General features: G+C 73.3%; 31 protein-coding genes and 1 tRNA gene. 15 read left to right on the forward strand and 17 right to left on the reverse strand.

Annotation, left to right across the window (positions count from 1 at the left end; translation table 11 throughout):
- Nucleotides 1-61 precede the first annotated feature (61 nt).
- Both AL2_RS17885 and AL2_RS17890 read left to right on the forward strand, forming a co-directional pair.
- Nucleotides 62-574 carry a SigE family RNA polymerase sigma factor gene (locus AL2_RS17885; protein WP_168444716.1) on the forward strand — a complete coding sequence of 171 codons (513 nt, stop codon included), beginning with the start codon at nt 62-64 and terminating at the stop codon, nt 572-574.
- Complete coding sequence (locus tag AL2_RS17890) at nt 571-999, forward strand: hypothetical protein (protein ID WP_067635018.1); 429 nt, start codon at nt 571-573, stop codon at nt 997-999. The genes AL2_RS17885 and AL2_RS17890 overlap by 4 nt, the downstream gene beginning before the upstream one ends.
- On the opposite strand, the gene AL2_RS17895 is transcribed toward AL2_RS17890, so the two are convergent.
- From AL2_RS17895 to AL2_RS17910, 4 genes are all read right to left on the reverse strand, one after another.
- Nucleotides 996-1,907, reverse strand: a complete 912-nt coding sequence (locus AL2_RS17895) for a sensor histidine kinase (protein WP_067635019.1) — start codon at nt 1,905-1,907, stop codon at nt 996-998. The genes AL2_RS17890 and AL2_RS17895 overlap by 4 nt on opposite strands.
- Nucleotides 1,907-2,839: an MEDS domain-containing protein gene (locus AL2_RS17900; protein ID WP_067635020.1), complete on the reverse strand. Its 933-nt coding sequence runs from the start codon at nt 2,837-2,839 to the stop codon at nt 1,907-1,909. Before AL2_RS17900 ends, AL2_RS17895 begins: the two co-directional genes overlap by 1 nt.
- Nucleotides 2,840-2,930: 91 nt before the next feature.
- On the reverse strand, nt 2,931-3,902 hold the full coding sequence (locus tag AL2_RS17905) for a sensor histidine kinase (protein WP_067635021.1): 972 nt from the start codon (nt 3,900-3,902) through the stop codon (nt 2,931-2,933).
- 160 nt (nt 3,903-4,062) lie between these two features.
- Complete coding sequence (locus tag AL2_RS17910; protein WP_245666708.1) at nt 4,063-4,680, reverse strand: TetR/AcrR family transcriptional regulator; 618 nt, start codon at nt 4,678-4,680, stop codon at nt 4,063-4,065.
- Between the two features lie 38 nt (nt 4,681-4,718).
- On the opposite strand from AL2_RS17910, the gene AL2_RS17915 reads away from it, so the two are divergent.
- Nucleotides 4,719-6,302, forward strand: a complete 1,584-nt coding sequence (locus tag AL2_RS17915; RefSeq protein ID WP_083946640.1) for an MFS transporter — start codon at nt 4,719-4,721, stop codon at nt 6,300-6,302.
- Nucleotides 6,265-6,349, forward strand: a tRNA-Leu gene (locus AL2_RS17920). Before AL2_RS17915 ends, AL2_RS17920 begins: the two co-directional genes overlap by 38 nt.
- A gap of 50 nt (nt 6,350-6,399) precedes the next feature.
- Here AL2_RS17920 and bcp read toward each other — a convergent pair.
- Nucleotides 6,400-6,867, reverse strand: coding sequence for a thioredoxin-dependent thiol peroxidase (bcp, locus tag AL2_RS17925; protein ID WP_067635023.1), 468 nt, complete (start codon nt 6,865-6,867; stop codon nt 6,400-6,402).
- 151 nt (nt 6,868-7,018) lie between these two features.
- Between bcp and AL2_RS17930 the strand changes: the two genes are divergently transcribed.
- On the forward strand, nt 7,019-7,330 hold the full coding sequence (locus AL2_RS17930; RefSeq protein ID WP_067635024.1) for a DUF3618 domain-containing protein: 312 nt from the start codon (nt 7,019-7,021) through the stop codon (nt 7,328-7,330).
- Here AL2_RS17930 and AL2_RS17935 read toward each other — a convergent pair.
- Genes AL2_RS17935 through AL2_RS17955 form a run of 5 tightly spaced genes read right to left on the reverse strand, consistent with a single transcriptional unit; the run spans nt 7,281 to nt 11,715 of the window.
- Nucleotides 7,281-7,568, reverse strand: a complete 288-nt coding sequence (locus AL2_RS17935) for a zf-HC2 domain-containing protein (RefSeq protein ID WP_067635025.1) — start codon at nt 7,566-7,568, stop codon at nt 7,281-7,283. The two genes, AL2_RS17930 and AL2_RS17935, sit on opposite strands and share 50 nt — an antisense overlap.
- 32 nt (nt 7,569-7,600) lie before the next feature.
- Nucleotides 7,601-8,872, reverse strand: coding sequence for a family 4 glycosyl hydrolase (locus AL2_RS17940; RefSeq protein WP_067635026.1), 1,272 nt, complete (start codon nt 8,870-8,872; stop codon nt 7,601-7,603).
- Entirely contained in the window at nt 8,869-9,540 is a 672-nt protein-coding gene (locus AL2_RS17945; RefSeq protein ID WP_067635027.1) for an SIMPL domain-containing protein, read from the reverse strand. The genes AL2_RS17940 and AL2_RS17945 overlap by 4 nt, the downstream gene beginning before the upstream one ends.
- 16 nt (nt 9,541-9,556) lie before the next feature.
- Complete coding sequence (locus AL2_RS17950; protein WP_067635332.1) at nt 9,557-10,741, reverse strand: amino acid deaminase/aldolase; 1,185 nt, start codon at nt 10,739-10,741, stop codon at nt 9,557-9,559.
- A 41-nt stretch (nt 10,742-10,782) separates the two neighbouring features.
- Nucleotides 10,783-11,715: a CE1 family esterase gene (locus AL2_RS17955; RefSeq protein WP_067635028.1), complete on the reverse strand. Its 933-nt coding sequence runs from the start codon at nt 11,713-11,715 to the stop codon at nt 10,783-10,785.
- A 164-nt stretch (nt 11,716-11,879) separates the two neighbouring features.
- Here AL2_RS17955 and purU point away from each other — a divergent pair, with 164 nt between their 5' ends.
- From purU to AL2_RS17990, 8 genes are all read left to right on the forward strand, one after another.
- The gene (gene purU, locus AL2_RS17960) at nt 11,880-12,728 is read left to right on the forward strand and encodes a formyltetrahydrofolate deformylase (RefSeq protein WP_067635029.1); all 849 of its coding nucleotides are present in this window, start codon (nt 11,880-11,882) and stop codon (nt 12,726-12,728) included.
- 127 nt (nt 12,729-12,855) lie between these two features.
- Entirely contained in the window at nt 12,856-13,470 is a 615-nt protein-coding gene (locus AL2_RS17965; protein ID WP_067635030.1) for a DUF6286 domain-containing protein, read from the forward strand.
- Nucleotides 13,470-14,036: a hypothetical protein gene (locus tag AL2_RS17970; RefSeq protein ID WP_168444715.1), complete on the forward strand. Its 567-nt coding sequence runs from the start codon at nt 13,470-13,472 to the stop codon at nt 14,034-14,036. Before AL2_RS17965 ends, AL2_RS17970 begins: the two co-directional genes overlap by 1 nt.
- Nucleotides 14,037-14,372: 336 nt before the next feature.
- Nucleotides 14,373-16,037, forward strand: coding sequence for a sensor histidine kinase (locus AL2_RS17975; RefSeq protein ID WP_067635032.1), 1,665 nt, complete (start codon nt 14,373-14,375; stop codon nt 16,035-16,037).
- Nucleotides 16,034-16,705, forward strand: coding sequence for a response regulator (locus AL2_RS17980; protein ID WP_067635033.1), 672 nt, complete (start codon nt 16,034-16,036; stop codon nt 16,703-16,705). The genes AL2_RS17975 and AL2_RS17980 overlap by 4 nt, the downstream gene beginning before the upstream one ends.
- A gap of 47 nt (nt 16,706-16,752) precedes the next feature.
- Complete coding sequence (locus tag AL2_RS37535) at nt 16,753-16,908, forward strand: hypothetical protein (protein ID WP_157438222.1); 156 nt, start codon at nt 16,753-16,755, stop codon at nt 16,906-16,908.
- Nucleotides 16,909-17,318: 410 nt separating this feature from the next.
- On the forward strand, nt 17,319-18,482 hold the full coding sequence (locus tag AL2_RS17985; protein ID WP_067635334.1) for a thiolase family protein: 1,164 nt from the start codon (nt 17,319-17,321) through the stop codon (nt 18,480-18,482).
- Nucleotides 18,483-18,502: 20 nt separating this feature from the next.
- On the forward strand, nt 18,503-18,949 hold the full coding sequence (locus AL2_RS17990; RefSeq protein WP_067635034.1) for a winged helix-turn-helix transcriptional regulator: 447 nt from the start codon (nt 18,503-18,505) through the stop codon (nt 18,947-18,949).
- A 51-nt stretch (nt 18,950-19,000) separates the two neighbouring features.
- Here the strand turns inward: AL2_RS17990 and AL2_RS17995 are convergent, their stop codons facing one another.
- Nucleotides 19,001-19,597, reverse strand: a complete 597-nt coding sequence (locus AL2_RS17995) for a TetR/AcrR family transcriptional regulator (RefSeq protein ID WP_067635035.1) — start codon at nt 19,595-19,597, stop codon at nt 19,001-19,003.
- An 89-nt stretch (nt 19,598-19,686) separates the two neighbouring features.
- Here AL2_RS17995 and AL2_RS18000 point away from each other — a divergent pair, with 89 nt between their 5' ends.
- Nucleotides 19,687-20,148: a nuclear transport factor 2 family protein gene (locus AL2_RS18000; protein ID WP_067635036.1), complete on the forward strand. Its 462-nt coding sequence runs from the start codon at nt 19,687-19,689 to the stop codon at nt 20,146-20,148.
- Nucleotides 20,149-20,218: 70 nt separating this feature from the next.
- Here the strand turns inward: AL2_RS18000 and AL2_RS18005 are convergent, their stop codons facing one another.
- Nucleotides 20,219-20,656 (reverse strand): VOC family protein, encoded by a 438-nt coding sequence (locus AL2_RS18005; RefSeq protein WP_067635037.1) that lies wholly within the window; start codon nt 20,654-20,656, stop codon nt 20,219-20,221.
- Between the two features lies 1 nt (nt 20,657).
- The gene (locus AL2_RS18010; RefSeq protein ID WP_067635038.1) at nt 20,658-21,215 is read right to left on the reverse strand and encodes a DinB family protein; all 558 of its coding nucleotides are present in this window, start codon (nt 21,213-21,215) and stop codon (nt 20,658-20,660) included.
- Between the two features lie 53 nt (nt 21,216-21,268).
- Between AL2_RS18010 and AL2_RS18015 the strand changes: the two genes are divergently transcribed.
- A complete protein-coding gene (locus AL2_RS18015) occupies nt 21,269-22,237 on the forward strand; it encodes a helix-turn-helix transcriptional regulator (protein ID WP_083946641.1) in 969 nt (322 codons plus the stop codon).
- Between the two features lie 9 nt (nt 22,238-22,246).
- On the opposite strand, the gene AL2_RS18020 is transcribed toward AL2_RS18015, so the two are convergent.
- Genes AL2_RS18020 through gcvT form a run of 4 tightly spaced genes read right to left on the reverse strand, consistent with a single transcriptional unit; the run spans nt 22,247 to nt 26,435 of the window.
- Entirely contained in the window at nt 22,247-23,617 is a 1,371-nt protein-coding gene (locus AL2_RS18020) for an L-serine ammonia-lyase (RefSeq protein ID WP_067635040.1), read from the reverse strand.
- 56 nt (nt 23,618-23,673) lie between these two features.
- Nucleotides 23,674-24,930, reverse strand: a complete 1,257-nt coding sequence (glyA, locus tag AL2_RS18025) for a serine hydroxymethyltransferase (RefSeq protein WP_067635041.1) — start codon at nt 24,928-24,930, stop codon at nt 23,674-23,676.
- On the reverse strand, nt 24,927-25,331 hold the full coding sequence (gcvH, locus tag AL2_RS18030; protein WP_067635042.1) for a glycine cleavage system protein GcvH: 405 nt from the start codon (nt 25,329-25,331) through the stop codon (nt 24,927-24,929). Before gcvH ends, glyA begins: the two co-directional genes overlap by 4 nt.
- Nucleotides 25,332-25,346: 15 nt before the next feature.
- Entirely contained in the window at nt 25,347-26,435 is a 1,089-nt protein-coding gene (gene gcvT, locus AL2_RS18035; protein ID WP_067635043.1) for a glycine cleavage system aminomethyltransferase GcvT, read from the reverse strand.
- Nucleotides 26,436-26,484: the final 49 nt, after the last annotated feature.

Raw genomic sequence — 26,484 nt, forward strand, 5'->3', positions numbered from 1 at the left:
CCGCCCGGAGCGCCGGCGCCGGCCGAGCCGTCCCACGGCGGGTAGGTGCGGTCTGTCCACGTTGAGCGCCCAGGAGATCCGCGGGGCGGAGGCCACGTTCGACGACTTCGTGGCCGCCACCGCGGGCCGGCTGCTGCGCACCGCCGTGTTCCTCGTCTACGACCGGCACCTCGCCGAGGACCTGCTCCAGATCGCCTACGAGCGGGTCGCGCGGCGGTGGGGGCGGCTCGCGGACGGCGACCCGGAGGCGTACACGCGCCGCGTCCTGGTCAACCTCGCCATCGACGAGAAGAAGCGGCGGGCCCGGCGCCGCGACACCCCGGTCGGGACCGTCGCCGACGTGGAGCGGCTCGCGGGGCCGCCCCCGGCGCCGGGGGCCGCCGGGGGCGACCTCGACGAGGTGCTGCGCGCGCTGCCGGCGAAGCAGCGCGCGGTGGTCGTGCTGCGCTACTGGTGCGACCTGAGCGAACACGAGATCGCCGAGACGCTCGGGATCTCCCGGGGGACGGTGAAGAGCCACGCGGCGCGGGCCATGGCCGCGCTGCGGGAGCACATGCGGGAGGGCCGCGCGTGAACGACGACCTGGACGCCCTGCTGCGCGACCACTACCGCGCCGCCGCCGACGAGATCCACGCGGACGCCGCCGCCGTCCGCCGGTTCCAGGACGCCGGGCACGCGGCCGCGCCCGCCCGGATGAGCGTCCTGCGCCGCTGGACGTTCCCCGTGCTGGCCGCCGCCGTCACCGCTGCCGTCCTGGTGGCGGCCGCCGTCCTGTTCTGGCCGGATGCCCGTGCCCCGGAGCCGCCCCGCCCGATGGCACCGCCGGCGACGCCCGCACGGCCCATGGCGCCGACCGCCCGTCCGGCACCGAGCCCGAGCGCCTTGCCGACCACCCAGGTTCCCTCACCAGGGGAGCTGTCCTCCGCCAACCCTTCGACCACCGCTACACCAACCGCCACCCCGCCCACCGCCACCCCGACGCCCAGTCAACCGGGCTAGATCTTTTTGAGGAGCCGGACGAAGGTGCCGTCCCAGCCGGCGCGCAGGTCCATCAGGTCGACCAGGAGGCGGACGGTCCAGAGGCCGAAGCCGCTCTGCAGGGCCGACTCCGGCGGGATGAAGCCGGTCAGCGGGCTGGGACGCCAGAAGCCGTGGTCGGCGACCTCGCAGACCAGGCCGTCGCCGTCCCGCCACGTCCAGAGGCCGATCGGCGGGGTGCCGTGCTGCAGCGCGTTCGCCGCGACCTCGTTCACGGCGGTGACGAGATTCTGCGCTGCCTGGTCGCCGAGGCCGTGCCGGGCCGACCGCTCCGCGACGAACGACCGCAGCCGGTGCAGGTCGGCGCCGTTGATGGGCAGGTACTCGGCGTCGTGCGGGCGGTCCGCGCGCGGGCCGCGGTCGCAGCCGGCACCGAAGTCCACCGGGTCGGTGTACTCGGCGTTCGCGCCGTCGTGGCCGGGGGCCAGCAGCAGCGGGTGGGTGCGGCGCGCCTCCGCGAGGACGCGGGGCGGCAGCGTCCGGGTGTCGTACGGGCACAGTGCGCGCGCGTCGGCCTCCCCGAACACCACGTTGATGAGGGACTCGTACCGGAGCCACTCCAGGGTCTGCCGCTCGTCCCAGCGGTCCCACACCGGTTCGGCGAGCGCGCACACGCCGCGCGGGGCGCTCACCCGCACGATGGTCTGGTAGTCCCGCAGGGTGCGGACGGGATGCTCGTAGAAGCCGGCGGAGTCGACGTAGGCGATCTCCTTGTCGCCGAGGACGTCGCGCAGCGCGGTGAGATTGGGCTCGCGCGCCACCGCGACGACGGCGTCGTCCCGCTCCAGCCCGGATCTCAGGTGCGGCACCGCGACCGACAGGAAGTCGTCGGCGCCGTCGTACATGAATGCCCTGTGCTCCAACGTCATCAGGCGATGTCCTCCGTCTTCGGCAGCCCCCGCCCGGCGCCGCGGGCCAGGCCCGGCAGCCGGTGCCAGCCGACCGTCTCGATGACGCTCTCCACGTTCGGCCGGAGGTGGTCGAGGACGAGCGATCCCTCGGCGGGCAGCCGGGTGGCGTGCCGCGCCAGCAGGTTCAGCCCGCCCAGGTCGATGAAGCCGAGCCGGGACAGGTCGAGGTGGACGTCGAGGTGGACGCTGCCGCGCTGGGCGGCCACCCGCGCGAGCGTCTCGGCGACCACCGTGTGCCGGGCGGCGTCGAGCTCACCCTCGATCCGCAGCCCGGCCGGCTCGAACGTGCGCACGATCTTCAGGATCCCGTCGTCGAACTCGGGGTTCACTTCCACGAGGACCTCGTGTGTGTCGCGGAGGGCGGTGAGCTGGCCGGGCGGGCACGCGCGCCGGTCGATCTGGCAGATCGCCATCGCCATCGTGCTCGGCGAGACGGCGTCGCCGACCCGGTGCTCGCATCCCAGCATCCGGCCGAGAGGGGTGCTCGCGGGCTCGTGCAGCAGCCAGCTGTAGTCGGTGGTGAGGCGCACCGCGCGGAAACCCTGGTCGAACGCCCCGCCGACCTCCCGCCCGATGGTGTCGATCATCATGGCCGGGGCGAAGGCGCCGCGTCGGTCGAGGCAGGCGTCCCGCCGGGAGATGACCCGCAGCCGGCCCGACCTGACGCACGCGTCGATGTCGATGTCGGGGCCGATCCCGGGGCCGATGCCGGGGAGGCGATCGGCGGGGACGTCGGTGACGTACACGACCTTCTCGTCCGTCTCCAGGCCCTCCCGGAGGAAGGGCCCGATGACACGGTCGCGCTCCTCCGGGCCGGTGTAGGCCAGCCAGCCGTGGTCTCCGGGCCGGACGGCGCTGACAGGGCGTTTGGCGAACCAGGGTGTCTCCATGGCCTGCCCATCGGATTCGGGTCGGATCTGTTCAGAGTACGCCGCTCGGGACATTTTGGAAGCCCAACGCATGGAGTTCCTCACGCTCTGTCTATACGGCGCGGTCCGGGCCCGGGAGGGCCAGCCGCAGCCGTACCGCGGTGCCCTTCGCACCCGTCCGGATCTGCACGGTGGAGCACAGCAGCCGCACCGCCCACAGCCCGAAGCGCCCGCCGGCCGGTGTGTCCGCCGGGCGCGGCGGCAGCAGCCCGTATCCGGTGCCGGGCGGCCACCGCCCCTCGTCGGTGACCTCGCAGACCAGGGACGGGACGCCGTCCGGCGCGTCCGCCCACATCCGCAGGACGATGGGTGGCGCGCCGTGCCGGAGCGCGTTGGTGACGACCTCGGTGACCGCGACCAGCAGCCGCTGCCGCCCCTCCTCGGGCAGCGCCGTCTGCAGCGCGCAGTCGGTGACCCAGGCGCGCAGCCAGAACAGGTCGGGCCGGTCGTCGAACTCCAGCGCGTCGGCGCCGGGCGGCGGCGGGGGCAGCGGCTCGGCGTCGCAGCGGGCGCAGAACGTCCACGGGTCGACGAAGCCGGGGTTGGGCAGGGCGCGGGTGCCGCGCACGGTCTCCGGGTGCGTCTTGCGGCCCGCCGCGACGACGGCGGCGGGAAGCGAGGCGGCGTACGGGCAGAGGACGGACGCGCCGGTGCCGCGGAACGCGACGTTCAGCAGCGCCTCGGCCCGCTGCCACTCGACGACCTCCAGTTGCGGCCGCGACGCCCACGCCGGCTCCCCGAGCAGGCGCAGCCGGCGGCCCTGCCGGGCGCTCTCGTCGGCGTCGCCCAGGCAGTCGGCGAGCGTCCGGGACGGGTGGCCGAACCAGGCGGCGGCGTCGGCGAACCGCACCGCGTCCGCGGCGGAGCCGAGAGCGTCGCGGAGCAGCGTCTGACGCGCGGTCCCGCAGACGGCGAGGACGCGGTCGCCGGCGTCGACGCCGTCCCGCAGGAACGGCAGGGCGCCGCCGAGGAACTCGTCCACCCCGTCGTAGGGCAGCACGCGATGCGTGAAGGTGTCGCTCACGGCAGTCCCGCCGCTCGTGTGATCATGATGTCACCGACTGTGCGTGCCGGACGGACCCACCCAGCCTAGGCCCCCGTCTCCGGCCTGCCGAGGCCCGTTTCTCAAATGGCCGCCACAGTCGCCCGGCGTCCTGCCCGGAACGCGGGCCGCGGCCTGTCCCTTACCGGACGCGGGGGCGCGGCGGCGGGTACAGGACGGCGCGCAGCCCCGGGGTGAGGCGTGCGATTAATTCATCGGGCGTCATCGACGCGACGGGTTCGACGCCGATGATGTAGCGGGTGAAGATCAGCCCGGCGAGCTGGACGCCGAACGCGCCGGCCCGCGCGCTCGCCCCGGGACCCCCGATGTGCTCGGCGATGCGGCCGATGATCTCCCGTTCGAGGAGGTCGCGCAGGAGCCGGGCGAGCTCGGGTTCCTGCACGGCCGCCCGCACCAGCAGCTGGAGCCGGGCGCCGCCCGCGGGGTCGTCCCACGCGGTCAGCAGTGCCCGCAGGACGCGTTCGGGCAGCGTGGCGGGGTCGCCGGGGAGTGCGCCGGCCAGGATCTCGGGCGGGTTGGCGACCAGGCCCAGCACCGCGCCGAACAGCCCCTTCTTCGACCCGAAGAAGTAGCTGATCAGCGCGGCGTCCACGCCGGCCTCGGCGGCGATGGACCGCATCGTCACCGGCCCGTAGCCGTCGGCGAGGAAGCGGCGGCGCGCCACGGTGAGGATCGCCTCGCGGGTGTCGGGGCTGCCGCGCCGCCGGCCGCGCGACCCCGCTCCCGATTTATTCATCATGATTGAAATATAGGCCCGGCGGGAGCGAGGGTCGAGGTATGAACACCACTGCGAAGGAAGGCCCGGACACCGTCCACCGCGCGGTGCTGCCGGCCGTGATGCTGGCCCTCGCCACGGTCGTGTCGGCCGTGGCGTCCCTCAACACCGCGGTGCCGTCCATCGCCCGCGACACCCGCGCCGGGCTGACCGAGCTGTCCTGGATCATCGACGCGTACGCGCTCGTCTTCGCCGCGCTGCTGCTGCTCGGCGGCGCGATCGGGGACCGCTACGGGCGGCGGCGGGCGCTCACCGCCGGGCTCGTGATCTTCGGCGCGGGGTCGGCCGCCGCCGCGCTCGCCAGCGACCCGAACTGGCTGATCGCGATGCGCGGCGTGCTCGGCGTCGGCGCGGCGCTGGTGATGCCGGCGACGCTGTCGACGATCACCTCGACGTTCCCGGCCGCGCAGCGCACCCGGGCGGTCGGCGCCTGGGCGGGCGTCGCCGGGGCGTCCGCGATCTTCGGGCTGCTGGTGTCCGGCAGCCTGCTGGAGGTGTGGTCGTGGCGGTCGGTGTTCTGGATGAACGTGGTCCTCGCGGTCATCGCGCTGGTCGCGACGCTGGCGGTCGTCCCCGAATCCGCCGACCCGGACGCCCCGCGGCTGGACGTGACCGGCGCCGTGATCACCGTCGCGGGGCTCGGCACGGGCGTCTACTCGATCATCGAGGCGCCGACCGAGGGCTGGGGCAGCGCCCGCACCCTGCTCGGCCTCGCCGCCGCGCTGGTCATCCTCGCCGGGTTCGTCGGGTGGGAGCTGAAGCGGCCGAACCCGCTGCTCGACCCGCGGCTGTTCCGGATCCGCGCGTTCTCCGCCGGCGCCCTCTCGCTCACCCTGCAGTTCTTCGCCTTCTTCGGCTTCGTCTTCATCATCCTGCAGTACCTGCAGCTGGTGAAGGGCGACAGCGCGCTGGTCGGGGCGCTGAGCCTGGTGCCGATGGCGCTCACGATGATGCCGTTCGCCCGCGTCGTCGCGCCCCGCGCCGCGGCCAAGCTCGGCCCGCGCCGCGTCATCACGGCCGGCCTGCTGCTGGTCAGCGTCGCGATGCTGGTCTTCTCCCTGCTGGACGAGGACAGCACCTACTGGCTGCTCCTCGCCGGGCTGATCCCGCTCGGCGCCGGCATGGGCCTGGCGATGACGCCCGCGACCGCGTCCATCACCGACGCGCTGCCCAGCGAGAAGCAGGGCGTGGGCTCGGCGATGAACGACCTGGCCCGCGAGCTCGGCGGCGCGCTCGGCATCGCCGTCCTCGGCAGCCTCCTGCAGTCGGCCTACCGCGCGAACCTGACCCTGGAGGGCCTGCCCGGCCCGGCCGCCGAAGGGGCGAAGGAGTCGCTCGCGGGGGCGATGCGGCTCGGCCCGCAGGTCGCCGAGCAGGCGCGGGCGGCGTTCAGCGACGGCGTCCAGTCCGCGTTCCTCACGGCGTCCATCGCCCTCGCCGTCACCGCCGTCACCGTCGCGGCCCTGTACCGCGCGCCCCGGCCGGCGGCCGCGAATTCCGTTGCCGGGCCCGCCGATCAAGCCGATAAGCTGACCGAGGCAGGCCCCGGCGGGCGTGGCGAAATCAGGTATACGCGGCAGGTTTAGGTCCTGTTGGTGGCGACACCGTGGGGGTTCGAATCCCCCCGCCCGCACCCGGCCCGCGCGTGACGCGCGGGCCGAGGCGCAGGTCCGGTCCCCGGAGTCAGATCCCCAGGTCGCGGCGGAGGCGCTCCACGTGCCCCGTCGCCTTCACGTTGTAGTACGCCTTCTCGATCCTGCCCTCGGCGTCGATGACGAACGTGGACCGGATGACGCCGACGACGACCTTCCCGTACAGCTTCTTCTCCCCGTAGGCGCCGTAGGCCCGCAGGACCTCGGCGTCCGGGTCGGACAGGAGCGGGAACGTCAGCCCCTCCTTCTCCCGGAACTTCGCCAGCTTCGCCGGCTTGTCGGGGGAGACGCCGACCACGGTGGCGCCGGCGGCCTCCAGTTCGGCCAGGCTGCCCTCGAAGTCGACGGACTCCTTGGTGCAGCCGGGCGTCATGGCCGCCGGGTAGAAGTAGAGGATCACGCGCCTGCCGCGCAGGGAGGCCAGCGACACCGCGTCCTCGCCGGCGTCGGGAAGCTCGAAATCGGGGGCGACGTCGCCCGGCTGCAGCCGCTCGGACACCCTGACCCGCCTTTCGCTCGGATGGTGGGACCGAGCGTACCGGCCGGGGTTGGGCGGGCGTCCACGGGCAAGACCTGCAACACTGTTCGGATCATGCTTCACTCGCGTCCCGCCCCGCCGCGAGTTCGCCCGACACGATTAAGGACACGGCATGGCTGACAGGTTCAGCGACCCGGAGGAGCTGGAACGCTATATAGAGCGCACCCGCAAGGACCTGGCGCGCAACGTCGACGAGCTCGCCGACCGGGTCAACCCGAAGAACGTCGCGCACCGGGGCGCCGAGCGGCTGAAGGAGGAGGCCGGCCAGGTCGCCAAGGCGTTCGGCGCGCTGGTCCGCCCCTCCGGTGAGGACGAGGACGGTCAGGGCGGCGGGATCGACAAGCGGGTGGTGCTCGCGGGCGTCGGGGCCGCGGTCACCGTGACCGCCCTGGTCCTCTGGCGCCGTAGGCGCAGGCACCGCTGAGGCCCATCCTGGAGGCGCCGGTCCGCGGTCCGCGGCCGGCGCCTTTGCGCGCCTGGCCGGTGCTCCGCACGGAGTGCGCGAGCAGTTCGGCGACGCCGCGCAGCTCCGCGAGCTCCGCGCGGCAGGGCGGGCACTCCACCAGGTGCGCCGACAGCTCGTCGGCCTCGGTGCCCGCCAGCCGTCCGATGGCGTAGACGCCGAGGCCGATCCGGTACGTCCCGCAGTCGGTTCCTCCCACGCCCTGGAGTACGGGACGGCGGCCCGGCCCGTTCAGCGGAACTGGGGGAGATGGTCGCGGTGGGCGGCGAGGCCCTCGTCCAGGATCTTCCCTGCGGTGTGCTTGCTGCGGACGAACGGGTGCGCCATGAGCGCCTGCAGCGCGGTGCGGCGGTCACCGGTGACGGCGGCCTCGGACGCGAGCCGCTCGTAGGCGTGGATCGCCTGGGTGAGGCCGCGCACCGGGGCGGGCAGCGGGCCCATCGTCAGGGGGACGGGCCCGGACCGTCCGACCAGGGACGGGACCTCCACGATCGCGTCGGCGTCCAGGGACGGGATCGCCCCGTCGTTCCGCGTGTTGACGATCATCCGGCGGCCCTCGTCGCGGTGCAGGGCGCAGATGACGTCGACCGCGAACTCGCCGTGCTCGCCGCCGCCGCGCTCCCGGGACGGGTCCGGGTCGGCCTTCCCGGACTCGCCCGTGACCTGCTCGTAGTAGCCGGGCAGCATGGCGAGGATGTCCTGCGCGCGGGTCGTGCCCTTCGCCCGCAGTTCTTCCACGACCTCGTCGTGGAAGAAGTAGTACTTGGAGTAGGAGTTCGGCAGGAATCCGAGCGCCTTGGCGAGTTCGGCCATCCGGGACGGGTCGCGCCACGGCGTGGCGCCGCCGCCCGGGACCTTCAGGTCGTCGAGCAGGAGCGGGAGGTCGAGTTCGCGGCCGTCGAGGCGGAGCCGCTGCGCCCAGGTGGCGTGGTTGAGGCCGATCCAGTCGGCCTCCAGCCCGTCGGACGGCAGCCCCAGCAGGTCGGCCCACATCTCGGTGTCGCCGATGAACTGGTCGCACAGCCCGATGATCCGCGCGCCGGTACGGCGCGCCACGGCATCGGTGACCACATTGGTCGGGTTCGTGTAGTTGACGATCCACGCGCCCGGGTCCGCCTTGGCCGCGATGTCCAGCAGGACGGGCACGGACCGCAGCGCCATCAGGAACCCGCCCGGACCCGCAGTCTCCTGCCCGACGACACCGTGCTTCAGCGGGATCGACTCGTCCAGGTGCCGCGCGGCCAGCCCGCCCGGACGGAACGTGGTGAAGACGTAGGACGCGCCGTCCAGCGCCGCCCGGAGGACGGTGTGCGACGACACGGTGAGCGCGGCGCCCCGCGCGGCGAACATGTTCCGCGCGAGCCGCGTCATGACGTCCAGGTGTGCGGCGTCGATGTCGTAGCAGGCCAGCTCGGTGCCGGCGAGGTCGTCGGCGCGGTGCAGCAGGCCGCGGATGATCCCGGGCATGTAGCCGCTGCCGGCCCCGACGATCGCGATCCTCACCGCGGCCCCAGGTCGGGCTGCGTCGCGGTGAAGCGGGCCTCGACCGCGGCGCGGACGATCTGCGTCTCCGGCTCCAGGTCGATCGGCTCGGGCTCGTCGGCCGCGCCGCCCGGCGCGCGCCCGTAGGCGGCGGCGAGCGCGACCGGGGCGTCCGCCATGCGGCCGACGCCCTCGTCCGACAGCTCGACCAGGCCGGTGAGCCGGGCCCCGAGCGCCTCGGCGTAGCTGCGCGCGCGGACCACGGCCTCGTGCGCCGCCTGCCGCGCGGCCCGCCCGTACACCTCGCTGTCGCGCCGCAGCTCCCACTCCGGCCCGCTGACGTACGTCCGCTCCAGGTCGCCGAGCCGCGTGACCAGCTCTCCGAGCACCGCGAAGTCGGTGACCGCGATCTTGATCCAGACGGTGCCCCGGTAGGCCCGGACGTCGCCCTCGCGCCGCTTGTACTTCAGCAGCGGCGTGATCGACAGCCCGCCCGTCTCCAGCCTCTCCACGGCCTCGCCGTAGGACTTGACCAGGTCGAGGCACCGCTGGTTCCGCTCAGTGAGCCGGTCCAGCGCGGTGCGCCGGTCGGACTCCTGCGACTGGACGTGCACCGACAGCCGCGCGATCTCCGGCTCGGCCTCCAGCACGGCCTCGCCGCGAACACTGATCAGGGGAGCGTCGCTCATCCCCCCAACCTACGTCCTACAGGAACGTCCGGCCCTCGCCCCGGTACGTGGGGACGGTGCGGACGGGGCGGTCGCCGTCGATGAGGTGCAGGGCGTCGAAGCGTTCGCACAGCTCGCCGGCCTTGGTGTGGCGGAACCAGACGCGGTCGCCGATGGCCAGCAGGTCGGCGGCGCGGCCGAGCAGCGGCGTCTGCACCTCGCCGGCGCCCTCGTTGGGGTCGTAGGACAGCCCGGTCGGCAGGTACGGCTGCGGCAGGCGGACGGCGTCGGCCGGGCCGGACGCCAGGTAGCCGCCGCCGAGGCAGGTCGCGACACCGGGGGCCGGGCGCCGGACGACGGGCAGCGCGAACAGCGCGGCGGGACGCCCGGTGAAGTTGGAGTACTGGTCGAACAGGTGCGGCTGGTAGAGGCCCGAGCCCGCCGCGACCTCGGTCACGGCGCGCTCGGCGGCGGTCTTCTCGACGCTGCCGGTGCCGCCGCCGTTGACGAACTCCAGGTCGGTCAGCTCCCGGACGGACCGCACGATCGCGGCGCGCCGCCGGGCCAGCTCCAGCCGGGACTGCCGCTGCATGGCGCGGATGACGCGGCCCCGCGCGGGACGTCCGGGCGGGACGTCCCCGACGCCGGCGATCTGCGACTCGTAGGCCATCAGCCCCACCAGGTCGAGCGACGGCCGCTTCAGGACCCGCTCGGCGAACGCGCACACCTCGGCGGCGGTGCGCAGCGGGGAGCGCAGCGCGCCGATCCGGACCCGTCCGCCCAGGGGGCGGTAGGAGGCGTCGATGTCGATGCAGACGCGGACCGTCCGGTCGCCGGCGGCGTCCTCGATCAGCGCGAGGTGCTCGGGGGAGTCGACCATGAGCGTGATGACGCGGGCCGCCTCGGGGTCGCCGGCGAGCGCGGCGATGGCCGTGCGGTCGGCGGTCGGGTAGGCGACCAGGATGTCGTCGCTGACGCCCTCGCCGGCCAGCCACAGCGCCTCGGGGAGGGTGAACGCCATGATCCCGGCGAACCCGTCCATCGCGAGGACGTCCTCCAGGAGCGCCCGGCAGCGCACCGACTTGCTGGCGACGCGGATCGGCTTGCCGGCGGCGCGGCGCACGAGGCCGTCGGCGTTGGCGCGGAAAGCCGCCAGGTCGACGACGGCGAACGGCGCCTCGATCCCGGCGGTCGCGGCGTCATAGCGGTCCCGGAGGTTCATGTCCGTCACACTGCCACACTAGCGGCTAATGTGAAAAGCTCTCACGATCCGCCGCGGGGATGAGAGGCGAAGAACTCCCACAGCATGGGGGCCGCCTCGTCCGGCCACTGGTGCTTCCCGCCCTTGATCTTGCAGAACGTCACCGCGACGCCCTGCGACCCCTTCCCGGTGCTCCGGCAGTCGGTGCTCCCGCCGAGCGCCTTCACGTCCTGGTGGAGCTCCGGCAGGCCGGCCTTCTCGCGCCAGAACTCGACCGCCTTCGACACGGGCGGGAACGGGCGCTTGTCGTTGAAGTCGCGGTCGCCGCCGCCGTTGAACGGGACGTTCCGGTCCGCCGTCCCGTGGAAGATCATCGCCGAGACCGGCCGGTCCGGGTCGCAGGGGGTCACCAGCGCGCCCTCGACGACCCCGATCGCCGCCACCTTGCCCGGCTTCTCGCAGGCCATCTTGTACGCCATGCCCGCGCCGTTGGAGAACCCGGTGACGTAGACGCGCTTCGGGTCGGCGAGCCCCGCACCGGTCATCGTGTCGATCAGCTTGGTGAGGAAGCCGACGTCGTCGATGTTGCCGATCTTCGCGGCGCCGCAGCAGTCGCCCGCGTTCCACGTGGTCATGAACCCGTCCGGGTAGGCGGCGAGGAAGCCGTGCTCGTCCGACAGCTTGTCGAAGCCGGTCAGGTCCTGCATCTGGCCCATGTTGGCGAGCCCTCCGTGCAGGGCGATGACCAGCGCGGGCGGATCGGCGGGCTTGCCGTCCTCCCACTTGCCGTCCGACACCTTGGCCGGGACGTGCAGCAGGAACTCGCGGTGCCCGAATGTCCCCACGTCCATCTTCTGCTTGTGCGTGCCCTGGGAGGTGGGGATGCCGTCCACCTTGGCCGGGCGCCCGCCCTCCTCGCCCTTCTTGCCGCGCTCCTCTGTGCAGCCAGCCAGAACGAGGGTGACCGCAAGTACCACGAGCAGGATTCGCCGCATGCAGGCAAAACTAACCCCAACGGGAGGCCGCAAACTACTCATCAGTAAACGAAGCGGTCCGCGCCGGTGACACGGGGTGAAAGGACGGCGGCGGGACGAGCGGGGGCCGCGTAAGCTCGAAGTGACCCGTTCTGAGCTGCCGCGCCGCGATAAGAGTGAGACCGTTGAACGAATTCGTCCTGACCCTGTCCTGCCCGGACCGGCCCGGCATCGTCGCGGCCGTCTCGGGGCTGCTGGCCGAGCGCGGGTGCAACATCCTGGAGAGCCAGCAGTTCGGCGACGGCGATTCCGGCACGTTCTTCATGCGGGTGCAGTTCGCCGCCCTGGACGACACCGACCCCGACGAGCTGCGCGGCGCGTTCGCGTCGCTGGTGCCCGAGCTCGGGCTGCAGTGGCGGCTGCACGCGCTCGCCGAGCGCCCGCGCGTCCTGATCATGGTGTCGAAGGGCGGGCACTGCCTGAACGACCTGCTCTACCGGACGCGGTCGGGGCTGCTCGACATCGACATCGTCGCGGTCGCGTCCAACCACCCCGACCTGCGGCCCCTCACCCAGTCGTACGGCATCGACTACCACCACCTGCCGGCCGGCTCCGGCGGCAAGGCCGCGCAGGAGGCGGAGATCTTCACGCTGGTCGAGCACTACCGCGCCGACCTCGTCGTCCTCGCCCGGTACATGCAGATCCTCTCGGACGACTTCTGCGCCAAGCTGCCAGGGCAGATCATCAACATCCACCACTCGTTCCTGCCGAGCTTCAAGGGCGCCCGCCCCTACCACCAGGCGCACGCGCGCGGGGTCAAGCTGATCGGCGCCACCGCGCACTACGTCACCGCCGACCTGGACGAGGGGCCGATCATCGAGCAGGAGGTCGCGCGCGTCGACCACACCCACAGCCCCGAGGAGCTGGTGGCGGTCGGCCGCGACGTGGAGTGCCTCGCCCTGGCCCGCGCGGTCCGCTGGCACGCCGAGCACCGCGTGCTGCTCAACGGCGACCGAACAGTGATCTTCCGCTGACGCTGACCTGGGGTTTCCCGTGAGATGTCGGCATGGCGTGTTTCACTCCGCGTGACATTGCCGCACCATGGGTGACGATATCGGCAAGTGACGATGTCGGACGTGCCGATGGCTCACGGGGGTGGCTATGGCCGAGGCGTTGGTCCAGGACCTGATCGAGGAGGAACAGAGCAGGCGGGAGGCGCGGCGGCTCGCCGTCCGCGCGTTCCGGCCGCGCCGCGCGTTCGCGGGGTTCGCCGCGGCGCTGCTGGTGACGACGGCGGGCGGGGTGGCCGCGATCGAACTGCTCGCCGCGGCGCTCGGGTCCGCGGTGCATCCGGTGCCGGGCGTGGCCGCGCTGGCGGACGTCCTGCGCCGCTACGCGTGGAGCGACCCGGACGTCGTGGTCGTGGCGGCGGCGGTCGCCGCCCTCGGGGCCGCGTTCCTGGTCGCCGCGCTGCCCGGCCGGCTGCGCGGGGTGCCGCTGGCCGGCTCCGACCCGCGCCAGGCCGGCCTCGTCGGGCGGGCCGCGCTGCGCCGCACGCTCGCCGACGCGGCGCTGGACGTCCCCGGCATCGAGCGCGCCCGCGTCCGGGGCCTCGGGGTCTTCCGGCGGGGCCTGATCGTCCGGGCCGGCACCTACTACCGGAACCCGTCGAACCTGGCGGAGCTGGTCCGGGCCGCCGTCGACGCGCGCCTGGACCGGATCGAGCCGATGCACCGGCCGCCGGTCGACGTCCGGCTCGGCTGGCGGAAGGACTGATGATGCGGATCGCGATCGCGGTGACCGGGGCGGTGCTGCTGCTGGCCGGCACGTCCGCCGCCGCTCTCGGACTGGGCGCGTTCGACGCGTTCGGCGCCCTGTCGTCCAGGCCGCTGCTCGACCCGGCGCTGGTGCGCTTCGCGGACGGCGCCGGGTGGTTCCTGCCGTCCGCGGCGGGCGCCGCGGAACTGCTGGCCCTCGCCGGTCAGCTCTGGCTCGTCCTGCAGTGCCGCACGCTCGTCCACCGGTGGTGGCCCGACCTGGACGCCGAGACCCGCGCCCGGGCGCGGGCGGCCGGCGGCGACCTCGACCGGGACGTGCGCGCGCTGCCCGGCGTCGAGGACGTCCGCGTCCGCCTGACCGGGACGGCGGACAGACCGCGCCTCCTGCTGAACGTCTCCTGCGCGGGCGACACGCTGGTGGGCGAGGTGTACGGGGAGCTCGGCGCGGGCCCGGTCGAGCGCTACCGCCGCGCGGTCGGGATGCCCGACCTGCCGGTGGTGATCCGCTTCCGCCCGCTGGTCGCCCGCTCCCGGCGCCGCCGCCCGCAAGCCGAGACCGCCTGACGGCCGCCCGGTGCCGGGGCGCTTGGCACCGGGCGGCCGAGTCCGCACCGCGCGACGGACGCCCCCTGACGCGGTGGGAGGACTGGGGGAGGAGTGGCGCCCGTCCCGGGTCGAACCGGGACGGGCGCCCCTTCGTCGGCGGGCGCCCATGCGCCGGGACGGACGGCGCATGCACACGGTGGGCGCCCGCGGTGGGGGGTAAGCCGCGCAGGATGGGAGCGTGGCCGGCGGAGGGGCCGGTTCCTGCACCGTCACTATGCGACGAACCTGTGACGGCGGTCACGCTTGTGTACATTTCGTTCACGGCCTGTCCGGAACGGGAGGTACGAAGGTCCGATGCGGCGTCCCCGCTGGGCGGTGCCCGGCAACTGGAGCGTGGCCCGGCAGCTGCTCGTGCTGCAGGCCGCGATCGTCGGGCTGCTCGTCGCGGCCGGTGCCGTCCTGGCCTACCTGGACGCCGGGCGGTCCGCCGACGACGGCGCGGAGCAGACCGTCACGGCGGTCGCGGTCAGCATCGCCGACGCGCAGAACGTCCGGGCGGCGCTCACCACGCCCGATCCGAGCGCGGTGCTGCAGCCGTACGCCGAGCGCGTCCGGTACGACACCGGCGTCGACTTCATCACGATCATGAGCCCGGCGGGGATCCGCTACACGCACCCCAACCCGGCCCGGATCGGCGGGCACTTCGTCGGCAACACCGCGCCCGCCGTCGCCGGCCGGACGTTCACCGAGACCTACACCGGCACGCTCGGCCCGTCCGTCCGGACCGTCGCCCCGGTCTTCGACGACCGGCACGAGGTCGTCGCGCTCGTCGCGGTCGGCATCACCGTCCGGGTGATCACCGGCCGGCTGCGGCAGCGGCTGCTGGCCCTCGGCGCCGTCGCCGGCATCGTGCTCGCCGCGGGGATGGCCGGCAGCTACCTCGTCTCCGCCCGGCTGCGCCGGCAGACCCGCGGCGTCGCGCCCGGCGAGCTGCGCGAGATGTTCGAGTACTACGAGGCGATCCTGCACGCCGTCCGGGAGGGCCTGCTCATCCTCGACCGGGCGGGCCGCGTCGTCCTGTGCAACGACGCCGCCCTCGACCTGCTCGGCCTGCGCGCCCATCCGCCGGACGGCGCGGTGCGGGCGCGGCAAGGCCGGTCGCCGGTGCTGCCTCCGCCCGACCTGCGCGGACGTCCCGTCACGGGCCTCGGGCTGCCGGACGAGCTGGTCGCCGCCCTCGTCGCGCCGGACCCGCGTTCGGACGAGATCCACGTCGGCGACACCCGCGTCCTGGTCGTGAACACCTCGCCCGTCCGGTCCCGCGACCGGGCGATGGGCAGCGTCGTCACCTTCCGCGACCACACCGAGCTGCAGAGCCTGACCGGTGAGCTGGACACCGTCCGCGGCTTCGCCGAGTCGCTGCGCTCGCAGGCGCACGAGGCCGCGAACCGCCTGCACACGGTGGTGTCGCTGGTCGAGCTGGGCCGTCCCGACCAGGCCGTCGCGTTCGCCACCGCCGACCTGGCGGCCGCGCAGCGCCTCACCGACCGGGTCGTGGACTCCGTCACCGAACCCGTCCTGGCGGCGCTGCTGCTGGGCAAGTCGGCCGAGGCCGCCGAGCGCGGCGTCGAGCTGGTCATCACCGAGGACACCGCGATCGAGGGGACGGTCGAGGCCCGCGACCTCGTCACCATCCTCGGCAACCTGATCGACAACGCGGTGGAGGCCGCCATCGGGAACGCGTCCGCCCGGCCGCCACGGGTCGTCGTCGCGGCCCGGGAGGACGCGGGTACGCTCCTGCTGGAAGTGTCCGACAGCGGACGGGGCGTCGATCCGTCCGTGATGCCCGACATGTTCCGGCGCGGCTGGACGACGAAGACGTCCGGCGGCTGGCCGGTCGGGCACGGGCTCGGGCTCGCGCTGGTCGGCCAGGCCGTCCGGCGGCACGGCGGCGAGGTCCGGGTGGGGCACGACGACGGCGCCGTGTTCACCGTTCGCATCCCCCTGGACCACCGATGATCGAAGTGCTCATCGTCGAGGACGACCCGGTCGCCGCCGAGGCGCACCGCACCTACGTCGAGCGCGTCTCCGGCTTCACCGTCGCCGGGGTCGTCCACTCCGGGGCGGAGGCGCTCCGCTTCTGCGACCGCACCCCCGTGGACGTCGTCCTCCTCGACTTCTACCTGCCGGACACGCACGGCCTCACCGTCTGCCGCGCGCTCCGCGCCGGCGGCCGCGACGTGGACGTCATCGCGGTCACCTCGGCCCGCGATCTGGCGGTGATCCGGTCGGCCGTCTCGGTCGGCGTCGTCCAGTACCTCCTCAAACCGTTCACGTTCGCGTCCCTGCGCGACAAGCTCGACCGCTATGCCCGCTTCCGGGAGCAGACGGTGGGGACCGGCGAGGTCAGCGGCCAGGCCGACGTGGACGGGATGCTCGCCACCCTCCGCACCCCGGACCACCGCGCGCTGCCGAAGGGCATGAGCGGCGAGACGCTGCAGGCCGTCACCGACGTGCTGTCCCGCACGTCCGGGGGCCTGTCCGCCGCCGCTGCCGCCGACCTAACCGGCGTCTCCCGCGTCACCGCCCGCCGGTACCTGGAGTACCTCGCGACGAACGGCCTGGCGCACCGCAAACCGCACTACGGACAGGTCGGCCGTCCCGAAGTGCGCTTCTACCCCGGCTAGACGGGGTACCTATGGGACGACAGTGCAGCGACATCGGGGGAGTTGTCGTGACCGACAAGCCTGGCAAGCCCGAGGGCAAGGCGAACACCGAACCGGAGCGCGCGGAGGACCCGCCCCGCGAGCAGCGGGCCACGGGCGCGCCCCAGAAGAAGAAACCGGGCGACGCGGCCCGCAAGATGCGCGCGATGTTCAAGGGCGGCTGACCGACCGCACCCCGGCGCCCGGACGCGAGTCCGGGCGTTCCCATGTTTACGACACCTTTGGGTGTGGTTTGTCGGGAATGTTCGTGCGCGCGACTAATGTCCGAAGTGAACGTGACGTCGAGGGCGAGGAGGCGCATTTGTCCCACCGTGAAAGTACGGGCGGCTCCACCCAGGGGCTCTTCGACGCATGGAGGGAACAGACGGACCACGGCATGGGCCCCTCCCGCTGAGCGGCCCGGCATCCGGGGGCCGCGGCAGTACGCCGCGCCCCCGGGTCTTTCTGTGCGCCCGGCCGGAGCCGTGCGGCGGGTGATGTGAGGGAGCCCACGGGCGGGGTGAGTTGTGTTTTCCAACTCTGTCGCCGGATACTGCGGGAGAGTGAGTAGGAAAACACAACGGAGGTGGTCGTGGTGCGGGACGCGGTGATCGTAGAGGCGGTGCGGACTCCGCTCGGCAAGGGCAAGGCGAGCGGGGTCCTGCACGGCGACCATCCGGCCGACCTGCTGGCCCGGACGCTGAAGGCGCTCGTCGAGCGGGCCGGGATCGACCCCGCCGACGTGGACGACGTCATCGGCGGCGTCGTCACGCAGGCCGGCGACCAGGCGCTCAACATCACCCGGACGGCCGTGCTCGCCGCCGGGTTCCCCGAGAGCGTCCCCGCGATGACCGTCGACCGGCAGTGCGGCTCGTCCCAGCAGGCCCTGCACATCGCGGCGCAGGGCGTGCAGAGCGGCGCCTACGACATCGCGATCGCCTGCGGGGTCGAGTCGATGTCGCGGGTGCCGATGGGGTCGAGCGTCCTGCCCGGAAGCAACCCGTTCGGGACGATGCTGGGCGAGCGGTACCCGGGCGGGCTCGTCGGCCAGGGCATCAGCGCCGAGCTGATCGCCGCCCGCTGGGACCTGGCGCGCGAGGAACTCGACGCCTACGCCTACGAGTCGCACCGGCGCGCCGCCGAGGCGTGGAAGAACGGCGAGTTCGACCGGGAGGTCGCCTGGACGGGGCAGCGGGACGAGACCGTCCGTCCCGGGACGTCCCCGGAGATCCTCGCCGCGCTCAGGCCGGCCTACTACGACGAGCGCATGGCCGAGCGGTTCCCGGAGATCGAGTGGAAGATCACCGCGGGCAACGCGTCGCCGGTCAACGACGGCGCCGCCGCCGTCCTGGTCATGGGCGCGGACGTCGCCGCGCGGCTCGGCCTGCGCCCCCGCGCCCGCTTCCACGCGTTCGCCGTGACCGGCGACGACCCGCTGCTGATGCTCACCGCGATCATCCCGGCGACCGAGAAGGTGCTGCGCCGCGGCGGCCTCACGCTGGACGACATCGACCTGTTCGAGGTGAACGAGGCGTTCTCGCCGGTCGTCCTCGCCTGGCAGCGCGAAACGGGCGCCGACCTGGCGCGGGTCAACGTGCGCGGCGGCGCGATCGCGATCGGCCACCCGCTCGGCGCCAGCGGCGCCCGCATCATGACGACGCTGCTGCACGCCCTCGAAGACCGCGGCGGGCGGTTCGGCCTCCAGACCATGTGCGAGGCGGGCGGCCAGGCCAACGCCACCATCGTCGAGCGGCTCTGACCGGCGGCTAGGCTGCGGACATGCCGAAGGACGCCGACCCGCGCGAATGCTCGGTCGCCGACACCCTGGACCTGGTCGGCGAACGCTGGAGCCTCCTCGTGATCCGGGAGCTGAGCTACGGCGTGCGCCGGTTCGACCAGATCGTCCGCAACACGGGTGCGTCCCGCGACATCCTCACGTCCCGGCTCCGCAAGCTGGAGGCCAACGGCATCATCCGGCGCGAGCGCTACAGCGACCACCCGGCGCGCTACGAGTACCACCTGACGCCCGCCGGGTGGGAGCTGTGCGACGTGCTGCTCGTCCTCATGAGCTGGGGCGACCGGCACCTGCACCCGGACGACCCGCCCGTCCGCTGGCAGCACTCCTGCGGCGAGACGGTCAGCCCCGTGGTCGTCTGCCGCCACTGCGGCACCGAGGCCCGCGCCGGCGCCCACTCGCCCACCGGCCGCGGCGCCCGCACGTCCTGACGCCGCGTCCGGAGGCGCGGCGGCCGGCCGGAGGTCTGTGCGGGTGCGTGCTCACCTGCCGGGCGGGGCGTCTGCCAGGTCCGGCGTCGCATCGAGGAGGGCGCGGGCCGCGGTTCGCGCCCGCGCCGCTACGGCGGGGTCGTTGTGGATGCCGGCCACCACGATGGCGCCCTCGGCGAGAAGGTAGACCGATTCGGTGGCGGACGGGGCCACGGGGTCGACCAGGGCGGTGATCTGGGCATGGAAGGCGCGCTTGTGCGACCGCGCCGCCGCCGCGATCGCCGGGGCCGACGGGCCGAGTTCGCCGTGGGCGTTCACCCACGCGCAGCCGCGGAAGCCGGGTTCGGCGAACCAGGCGCCGAGCCAGTCGAACAGCGCGAGGACGCGCTCCCGGGGGTCGGTCACCGCGTCCAGATGGGCGGCCAGGTCGCCGCGCCAGCGGAGGTCGCGGCGCTCCAGCATCGCGACGATCAGCGCCTCCTTGGTCGGGAACAGCCGGTAGATGCGCTTGAGGGGCAGCCCGGCGGCGCTTCGCAGGTCGTCCATGCCGACCGCCTGGATGCCCTGCCGGTAGAAGAGGTCCTCCGCGGCGTCGAGCAGCGCCCGGCGGTCCCGGGCCTGCTGCTCCTCGGTGATGGCGGCCGGCATCGACACTCCCGCTTGACGTTGAGAACGGTCGTTCCCTAGATTAGGCCACACTGACTGAGAACGTACGTTCTCAATACGAGGAGGCCGTGATGCCGGAAGACCGCCCGCCCTACCCGCCGTTCACCGGGGAGACCGCCCGGCAGAAGGTCCAGGCCGCCGAGGACGCGTGGAACACCCGCGACCCGCGCAAGGTGGCGGGCGCCTACACGCCCGACTCCGTCTGGCGGAACCGCGACCGGTTCGTCACCGGCCGGGACGAGATCATCGCCTTCCTGACCGAGAAATGGGAGAAGGAGCTCGACTACGCGCTGCGCAAGAGCCTGTGGGGGTTCCGCGAGAACCGGATCGCCGTCCGGTTCCAGTACGAGTGGCACGACACCGGCGGCCAGTGGTACCGCAGCTACGGCAACGAGCTGTGGGAGTTCGACGAGCACGGGCTGATGCGGCGCCGCGAGGCGAGCATCAACGACGTGCCCATCGCCGAGGCCGACCGCCGCATCCACGGCCCGCGCCCCGAAAGCGAGCACGGGGCCGACATCCCGCTCCGCTAGAACGCGTTGCCAGCGCGATCCGCGATCATCACACGTGCCGCGCCCCGGGCTCGACGTGTCCTCCGGACGGTCAGTCGAGGCAGAACTCGTTGCCCTCGGGGTCGGCCATCACGATGTGGCCGGCGCCGAGCGGAGGAGCGGGCTCGTGCCGTTGGAGCCGCGTGGCGCCGTGCGAGACGAGGCGCTCGGCCTCCGCCTCCAGCGCCTTCATCCGGGCGTCGCCGTCCAGGCCGGGCGCGGCCCGCACGTCCAGGTGGACGCGGTTCTTGGCCTGCTTGCCCTCCGGCACCCGCTGGAAGAACAGCCGGGGCCCGGCGCCGCCGGGGTCGACCAGCGCCGAGGCGTCGTTGCGGCGCTCGGGCGGGACGCCCATCGCCTCCAGGGCGTCGTCCCAGGACGCGAAGTCCCCGGGCGGGTCCTGGAGCCGGTAGCCGAGGGCCTCGGCCCAGAACGCGGCCAGCCCGGCGGGGTCGGCGCAGTCGAAGGTGATCTGTATCTCGCGGGCCATGTCAGCTCGCCTTCCTGTGCAGGTAGAGGTCACGGAGCAGGCACACCTCGGACAGATGGTGGATCAGCTCCCGGTTGATGTGCAGGACCAGCCTCGCCATGGAGTCGGCGGCGAACGGTCCCTCTGCCTCCCCGCACGGGCGGGAGAGGCCGTCCTCGCCGAGGGACTCCACGCCGGCCAGCCACGCGGCGTACTCGGCGTCCAGCTGGGCCAGCGCGCCGGCCGCGGTACCGGCGTACTCGAACGACTGGTAGTCGGCTGGTGCGCGGCCGAAGTGCGAGGCGTTGCGCATCGCGAGGACGCCGACGATGACGTGGCCGAGCCGCCAGGCGATCGTCGTGAACGGCGGCGGGTCCGGCGGTGGGAACGCGAAGTCGATCGTCATCGCGCCCGATCCCGCCTGCACCGGCGCGGTGCCGGTGCCGCGCGGGCGCACGCTCCAGCAGCCGGGTGCCGGCTCCCAGAGGTACTCGTCGTCGGTGAGGCCGTCGAGCCGGGCTCGGAGCTGGCGGTCCCAGTGCCAGGTGAGCTGGTCCCGCAGCAGGGTGTTCCAGGTCATGACGCGAGTCTTCCCCCAATCGCGGACAGGTACGTTCCGCGATCTGTGGAACGATGAGCCGCGTGACCGTCGAGGGGACGACCGAGCGGGTGCTGCGGCTGCTGGCGCTGCTGCAGCGCCGCTCGCCCTGGACCGCCGCCGAGATCGCCGCGGAACTCGGCGTCACCGACCGTTCGGTGCGCCGCGACGTGGAACGGCTGCGCGCGCTCGGCTACCCCGTCCACGCCACGGCGGGCGTCGGCGGCGGCTACCGGCTCGGCGCGGGCACCCGGCTGCCGCCCCTGCTGCTGGACGACGAGGAGGCGATCGCGACGGCGGTGTCCCTGCGGCTGGCGTCGGGCGGCACCGTCGCCGGGACCGGTGAGGCGGCGCTGCGGGCGCTCGCGAAGCTCGACCAGGTGATGCCGCCCCGGCTGCGCGCCGAGGTGCGGGCGGTGCGCGGCGCCACCGAGACCCTCGTCGGCCCCGGGGTGGAGATCGACGCCGAGCTGCTGGTGACGCTCGCGCGGGCGTGCCGCGACGCCGTCCGGGTCCGGTTCCGGTACGCCGCCCGCGGCGGCGAGGAGCGCGAGCGGACGGTCGAGCCGGTGCGGATGGTCGCCACCGCCCGCCGCTGGTACCTGATGGCCTGGGACGTCGGCCGCGGCGACTGGCGCACCTTCCGCCTGGACCGGATGCGCGACGCCGCGCCGACGACCTGGCATTTCCGGCCGAGGGAGCATCCGGACCCGGTCGCCTACGTCCAGCGCTCGGTGACCGAGGCGCCCTACCGCCATCTCGCGCGCGTCCGGCTCCGCGCCACGTCCGGCCAGGTGCGCGAGCTGATCCCGCCCCAGGTGGGACGCGTCGAGGACGACGGCGACGGCTGGTGCCTGCTCACCGTGGGCGGCGACGACCTCGACTGGCTCGCCGTCCACATCGCCCGCCTCGGCTTCACCGCACAGATCCTGGAGCCGCCGGAACTACGCGACGCCACCGTCCGCCTCGCCCGCCGCCTCGCGGACATGTCCGCGAACGGCTGACGGGGCGGGTCAGCATTCGATGACGTTGACGGCCAGGCCGCCGCGCGATGTCTCCTTGTACTTGTCGAGCATGTCGCGGCCGGTGTCGCGCATGGTCTTGATGGCCTTGTCGAGGGTGACGAAGTGGCGGCCGTCGCCGCGCAGGGAGATGCGGGCCGCGCTGATGGCCTTGATGGCGCCTACCGCGTTGCGTTCGATGCAGGGGACCTGGACCAGGCCGCCGACCGGGTCGCAGGTCAGGCCCAGGTTGTGCTCGATGCCGATCTCGGCGGCGTTCTCCACCTGCTCCGGGGTGCCGCCCAGGATTTCGGTGAGGCCCGCGGCGGCCATGGAGCAGGCGGAGCCGACCTCGCCCTGGCAGCCGACCTCGGCGCCGGAGATGGAGGCGTTCTGCTTGAACAGGACGCCGATGGCGCCGGCGGTGAGGAGGAAGCGGACGACCCCTTCGTCGTCGCTGGGCAGGAAGCGGTCGTAGTAGTGCAGGACGGCCGGGATGATGCCGGCGGCGCCGTTGGTGGGGGCGGTGACGATGCGGCCGCCGGCGGCGTTCTCCTCGTTGACGGCGAGGGCGAAAAGGGTGACCCAGTCCATCGCGTGGAGAGGGTCGGAGGCTTTCTCGGTGGAGAGCTGCCGGTGGAGCTGGGGCGCGCGGCGGCGTACTTTCAGGCCGCCCGGGAGAAGGCCCTCGCGGGTGCAGCCCCGGGTCACGGCGGCCCGCATCACGTGCCAGAGGCTGAGCAGGTCCTCGCGGATCTCCTCGGGGGTGCGGCCGAACGCCGTCTCGTTCTCCAGCATCAGGGCCGAGACGGACAGGCCCGTCTCGCGGCAGCGGTCGAGGAGGTCGGCGGCCGTGTCGAAGGGGTGCGGCAGGACGGTGTCGTCCGGCTTGATGCGGTCGGCGCCGGTGGCGTTCTCGTCCACGATGAAGCCGCCGCCGACCGAGTAGTACACCTTCGAGCGCAGTTCTTCGCCGGAGTCGTCGCAGGCCGTGAAACGCATGCCGTTGGGGTGGCCGGGGAGCGATTCCCCGCGCTCGAAATGCAGGTGCTCGTTGACCACGAAAGGGATGTCGTGGTCGTCGAAGAGGCACAGCGTCCCGCGTTCGCGGATGGACGCCAGGCGTGCGTCCACCTGGTCCACGTCGACCAGTTCCGGTTTGTCGCCCTCCAGGCCGAGGATGACGGCCTTGTCACTGCCGTGGCCCTTGCCGGTGAGGCCGAGCGAACCGTAGAGGACGACCTGGACGGAGGCCGTCTTCTCCAGGAGGCCGTCGCGTTCCAGGCCGCGGGCGAAGCGGTGCGCCGCCGCCATCGGGCCGCCGGTATGGGACGAGGACGGGCCGATGCCGATTTTGAACAGGTCGAAAACGCTGATGGCCATGAGCTACCTCGTTGTAGCTGCGCCCCCACCCGGGACGGGAGGGGGCGCGGCGGAAATCACAGGTTGGGATAGAGCGGATGTTCGTCGGCGAGCGCCTGCACCCGGGCCGCCAACCCCAGGTCCGCGGAGGACGGCTGCAAGGCCAGCGCGATGATGTCCGCGACCTCGGCGAAGTCCGCGGCGGTGAAGCCGCGGGTGGCGAGGGCCGGCGTGCCGATCCGCAGGCCGGAGGTGACCATCGGCGGGCGCGGGTCGTTCGGCACGGCGTTGCGGTTCACCGTGATGCCGATGTCGTGCAGGCGGTCCTCGGCGTCGCGTCCGGTCAGCTCGGAGTCCACCAGGTCGACCAGGACGAGGTGGACGTCCGTCCCGCCGGTGAGGACCTTCACGCCGGCCTTGGCCGAGTCCTCGGCGAGGAGACGCTCGGCGAGGAGGCGGGCGCCCTCGACGGTGAGGGCCTGGCGGGCGCGGAACTCGTCCGACGCGGCGATCTTGAGGGCGACCGCCTTGGCGGCGATCACGTGCTCCAGCGGGCCGCCCTGCATGCCGGGGAACACCGCGGAGTTGATCTTCTTGGCGAACTCCTCGCGGGCGAGGATCAGGCCGCCGCGCGGGCCGCCGAGCGTCTTGTGCGTGGTCGTCGTCACGATGTCGGCGTGCGGGACGGGCGACGGGTGCAGATCCGCGGCGACGAGCCCCGCGAAGTGCGCCATGTCGACCATGAGCAGCGCCCCGACCGAGTCGGCGATCTCGCGGAACGCCGGGAAGTCGAGCTGCCGCGGGTACGCCGACCAGCCCGCCACGATCATCTTGGGCCGGTGCTCCGCCGCGAGCGAGGCGACCTCGTCCATGTCGACCCGGCCGTCCTCGGCGCGGACGTGGTACGGGACCACGTTCAGCGTCTTGCCCGAGTAGTTCAGCCGCATCCCGTGGGTGAGGTGGCCGCCGTGCGCGAGGTCCAGCCCCAGGATCGTGTCGCCGTGCTGCAGCAGCGCGAAGTAGACCGCCGTGTTGGCCTGGGCGCCGCTGTGCGGCTGGACGTTCGCGTGCTCGGCGCCGAACAGCGACTTGGCCCGGTCGATGGCGAGCTGCTCGGTGACGTCGACATACTCGCAGCCGCCGTAGTAGCGCCTGCCCGGGTAGCCCTCGGCGTACTTGTTGGTCAGGACGGAGCCCTGCGCCTCCAGCACCGAGACCGGCGCGAAGTTCTCCGACGCGATCATCTCCAGCGTGGACTGCTGGCGGCGCAGCTCCGCGGCGACGGCCTCGGCGACCTCCGGGTCGGCCGTCGCGAGGGAGTCGTAGAGGCTCATGCTTCCTCGATCAGCTTCGCGTAGGCGGCCGAGTCGAGCAGGTCGCCGGGCTCGTCGGAGATCCGGACCTTGAAGATCCAGCCCTCGCCGTACGGGTCGTCGTTGATGACCTTCGGCTCGTCCACCACGGCGCCGTTGATCGCGGTGATCTCGCCGCTGACCGGCGAGTACAGGTCGCTGACCGACTTGGTGGACTCGACCTCGCCGCAGGGCTCGCCCGCCTCGACGGCGTCGCCCTCGGACGGCTGCAGCTCGAGGTAGACGATCTCGCCGAGCGCGTCGGCGGCGTGCGCGGTGATGCCGACGGTGACGATGCCGTCCTCCGCTTCTGGACCAGCAGGGCCGAGGCCGGACACCCACTCGTGCTCTTCGCTGTAGCGGAGCTGCTCCGGAACGCTCACGATCTCTTCTCTCTTTCAGGAACGCTTATAGAACGGCAGGTCGACGACGTCCACCGGCTCGGGCCGGCCGCGGACGTCCACGGCCAGGCCCGTCTCCTCGGTGCCGCTGTCGAGGTACGCCAAGGCGATCGGCTTGCCCAGTGTGGGCGAAGGCGCGCCGCTCGTCACGACCCCGCACGGCGCGCCGCCGGACGTGACGACCTGGTACCCCTTTCGCGGCGCGCGACGCCCCCGCGCGACCAGTCCCACGAGCCTACGGCCCGGCGGGGTCTGGGCCTGCGCCGCCAGGGCGGTCTTGCCCACGAAATCGACCGTCTTGTCCAGCTTCACGACGCGGCCGAGGCCCGCCTCGAACGGCGTCGTCTCGGCGGTCAGCTCGTTGCCGTACAGCGGCATGCCCGCTTCGAGGCGCAGCGAGTCGCGCGCCGCGAGCCCCGCCGGGACGACCCCGTCCACGCCGGCGAGCGCCCGCCACAGCGGGACGGCGTCGGACGCGTCCACGAACAGCTCGAAACCGTCCTCGCCCGTGTACCCGGTGCGGGCGACCAGCGCGTCGACGCCCGCGACGCGCCCGGCCAGGATCGCGTAGTACTTGAGGCCGCCCACCGGCGCGTCGGTGAACCCTTCGAGGATCTTCTGGGAGCGCGGGCCCTGCAGGGCGATCAGCGCGTAGGCGCCGGAGCGGTCGTCCACGGCGGCCTCGAAGCCCGCGGCCCGCTCGACCAGCGCGTCCCGGACGACGGCGGCGTTGGCCGCGTTGGCGACGACCATCCACGTGTCGTCGGCGAGCCGGTAGACGATCAGGTCGTCGAGGACGCCCCCGTCCGGCCCGCAGATCATCGTGTAGCGGGCCTTGCCGACCGGCATCGGCGACAGGTTCCCGACCAGCGCGTGGTCGAGCGCGGCGCCCGCGCCCGGCCCGGACAGGAAGATCTCTCCCATGTGCGAGAGGTCGAACAGGCCGGCACCGGTGCGGACGGCCTCGTGCTCGGCTGTCTCGCTCTTGTAGCGCAGCGGCATCAGGTAGCCGGCGAAGTCGACGATGTTCGCGCCGAGGTCCCGGTGGACGTCGTGCAGCGGGGTGGTCTTCGGATCGGCGGACATGGGTTCGGCTCCTTCGTCACGGGCGCGTGGTCCATCGTCCCATCCGCGC

The sequence above is a fragment of the Actinomadura latina NBRC 106108 genome (assembly GCF_001552195.1).
Classification (GTDB): domain Bacteria; phylum Actinomycetota; class Actinomycetes; order Streptosporangiales; family Streptosporangiaceae; genus Spirillospora; species Spirillospora latina.

Bases quoted from the DNA above. Each gene is read 5' to 3' on its own strand.
- AL2_RS18005 (WP_067635037.1), bottom strand. From the start codon at position 20,656: ATGGCCCGCGAGATACAGATCACCTTCGACTGCGCCGACCCCGCCGGG.
- AL2_RS17970 (WP_168444715.1), top strand. From the start codon at position 13,470: ATGATGCGGATCGCGATCGCGGTGACCGGGGCGGTGCTGCTGCTGGCC.
- gcvT (WP_067635043.1), bottom strand. From the start codon at position 26,435: ATGTCCGCCGATCCGAAGACCACCCCGCTGCACGACGTCCACCGGGAC.
- AL2_RS18015 (WP_083946641.1), top strand. From the start codon at position 21,269: ATGAGCCGCGTGACCGTCGAGGGGACGACCGAGCGGGTGCTGCGGCTG.
- AL2_RS17910 (WP_245666708.1), bottom strand. From the start codon at position 4,680: ATGATGAATAAATCGGGAGCGGGGTCGCGCGGCCGGCGGCGCGGCAGC.
- AL2_RS18020 (WP_067635040.1), bottom strand. From the start codon at position 23,617: ATGGCCATCAGCGTTTTCGACCTGTTCAAAATCGGCATCGGCCCGTCC.
- AL2_RS17945 (WP_067635027.1), bottom strand. From the start codon at position 9,540: ATGAGCGACGCTCCCCTGATCAGTGTTCGCGGCGAGGCCGTGCTGGAG.
- AL2_RS17995 (WP_067635035.1), bottom strand. From the start codon at position 19,597: ATGCCGGCCGCCATCACCGAGGAGCAGCAGGCCCGGGACCGCCGGGCG.
- AL2_RS17980 (WP_067635033.1), top strand. From the start codon at position 16,034: ATGATCGAAGTGCTCATCGTCGAGGACGACCCGGTCGCCGCCGAGGCG.
- AL2_RS18000 (WP_067635036.1), top strand. From the start codon at position 19,687: ATGCCGGAAGACCGCCCGCCCTACCCGCCGTTCACCGGGGAGACCGCC.
- AL2_RS17950 (WP_067635332.1), bottom strand. From the start codon at position 10,741: ATGAACCTCCGGGACCGCTATGACGCCGCGACCGCCGGGATCGAGGCG.
- AL2_RS17915 (WP_083946640.1), top strand. From the start codon at position 4,719: ATGAACACCACTGCGAAGGAAGGCCCGGACACCGTCCACCGCGCGGTG.
- AL2_RS17975 (WP_067635032.1), top strand. From the start codon at position 14,373: ATGCGGCGTCCCCGCTGGGCGGTGCCCGGCAACTGGAGCGTGGCCCGG.
- AL2_RS17900 (WP_067635020.1), bottom strand. From the start codon at position 2,839: ATGGAGACACCCTGGTTCGCCAAACGCCCTGTCAGCGCCGTCCGGCCC.
- glyA (WP_067635041.1), bottom strand. From the start codon at position 24,930: ATGAGCCTCTACGACTCCCTCGCGACGGCCGACCCGGAGGTCGCCGAG.
- AL2_RS17930 (WP_067635024.1), top strand. From the start codon at position 7,019: ATGGCTGACAGGTTCAGCGACCCGGAGGAGCTGGAACGCTATATAGAG.
- AL2_RS17955 (WP_067635028.1), bottom strand. From the start codon at position 11,715: ATGCGGCGAATCCTGCTCGTGGTACTTGCGGTCACCCTCGTTCTGGCT.
- AL2_RS17965 (WP_067635030.1), top strand. From the start codon at position 12,856: ATGGCCGAGGCGTTGGTCCAGGACCTGATCGAGGAGGAACAGAGCAGG.
- AL2_RS18010 (WP_067635038.1), bottom strand. From the start codon at position 21,215: ATGACCTGGAACACCCTGCTGCGGGACCAGCTCACCTGGCACTGGGAC.
- AL2_RS17990 (WP_067635034.1), top strand. From the start codon at position 18,503: ATGCCGAAGGACGCCGACCCGCGCGAATGCTCGGTCGCCGACACCCTG.
- AL2_RS17895 (WP_067635019.1), bottom strand. From the start codon at position 1,907: ATGACGTTGGAGCACAGGGCATTCATGTACGACGGCGCCGACGACTTC.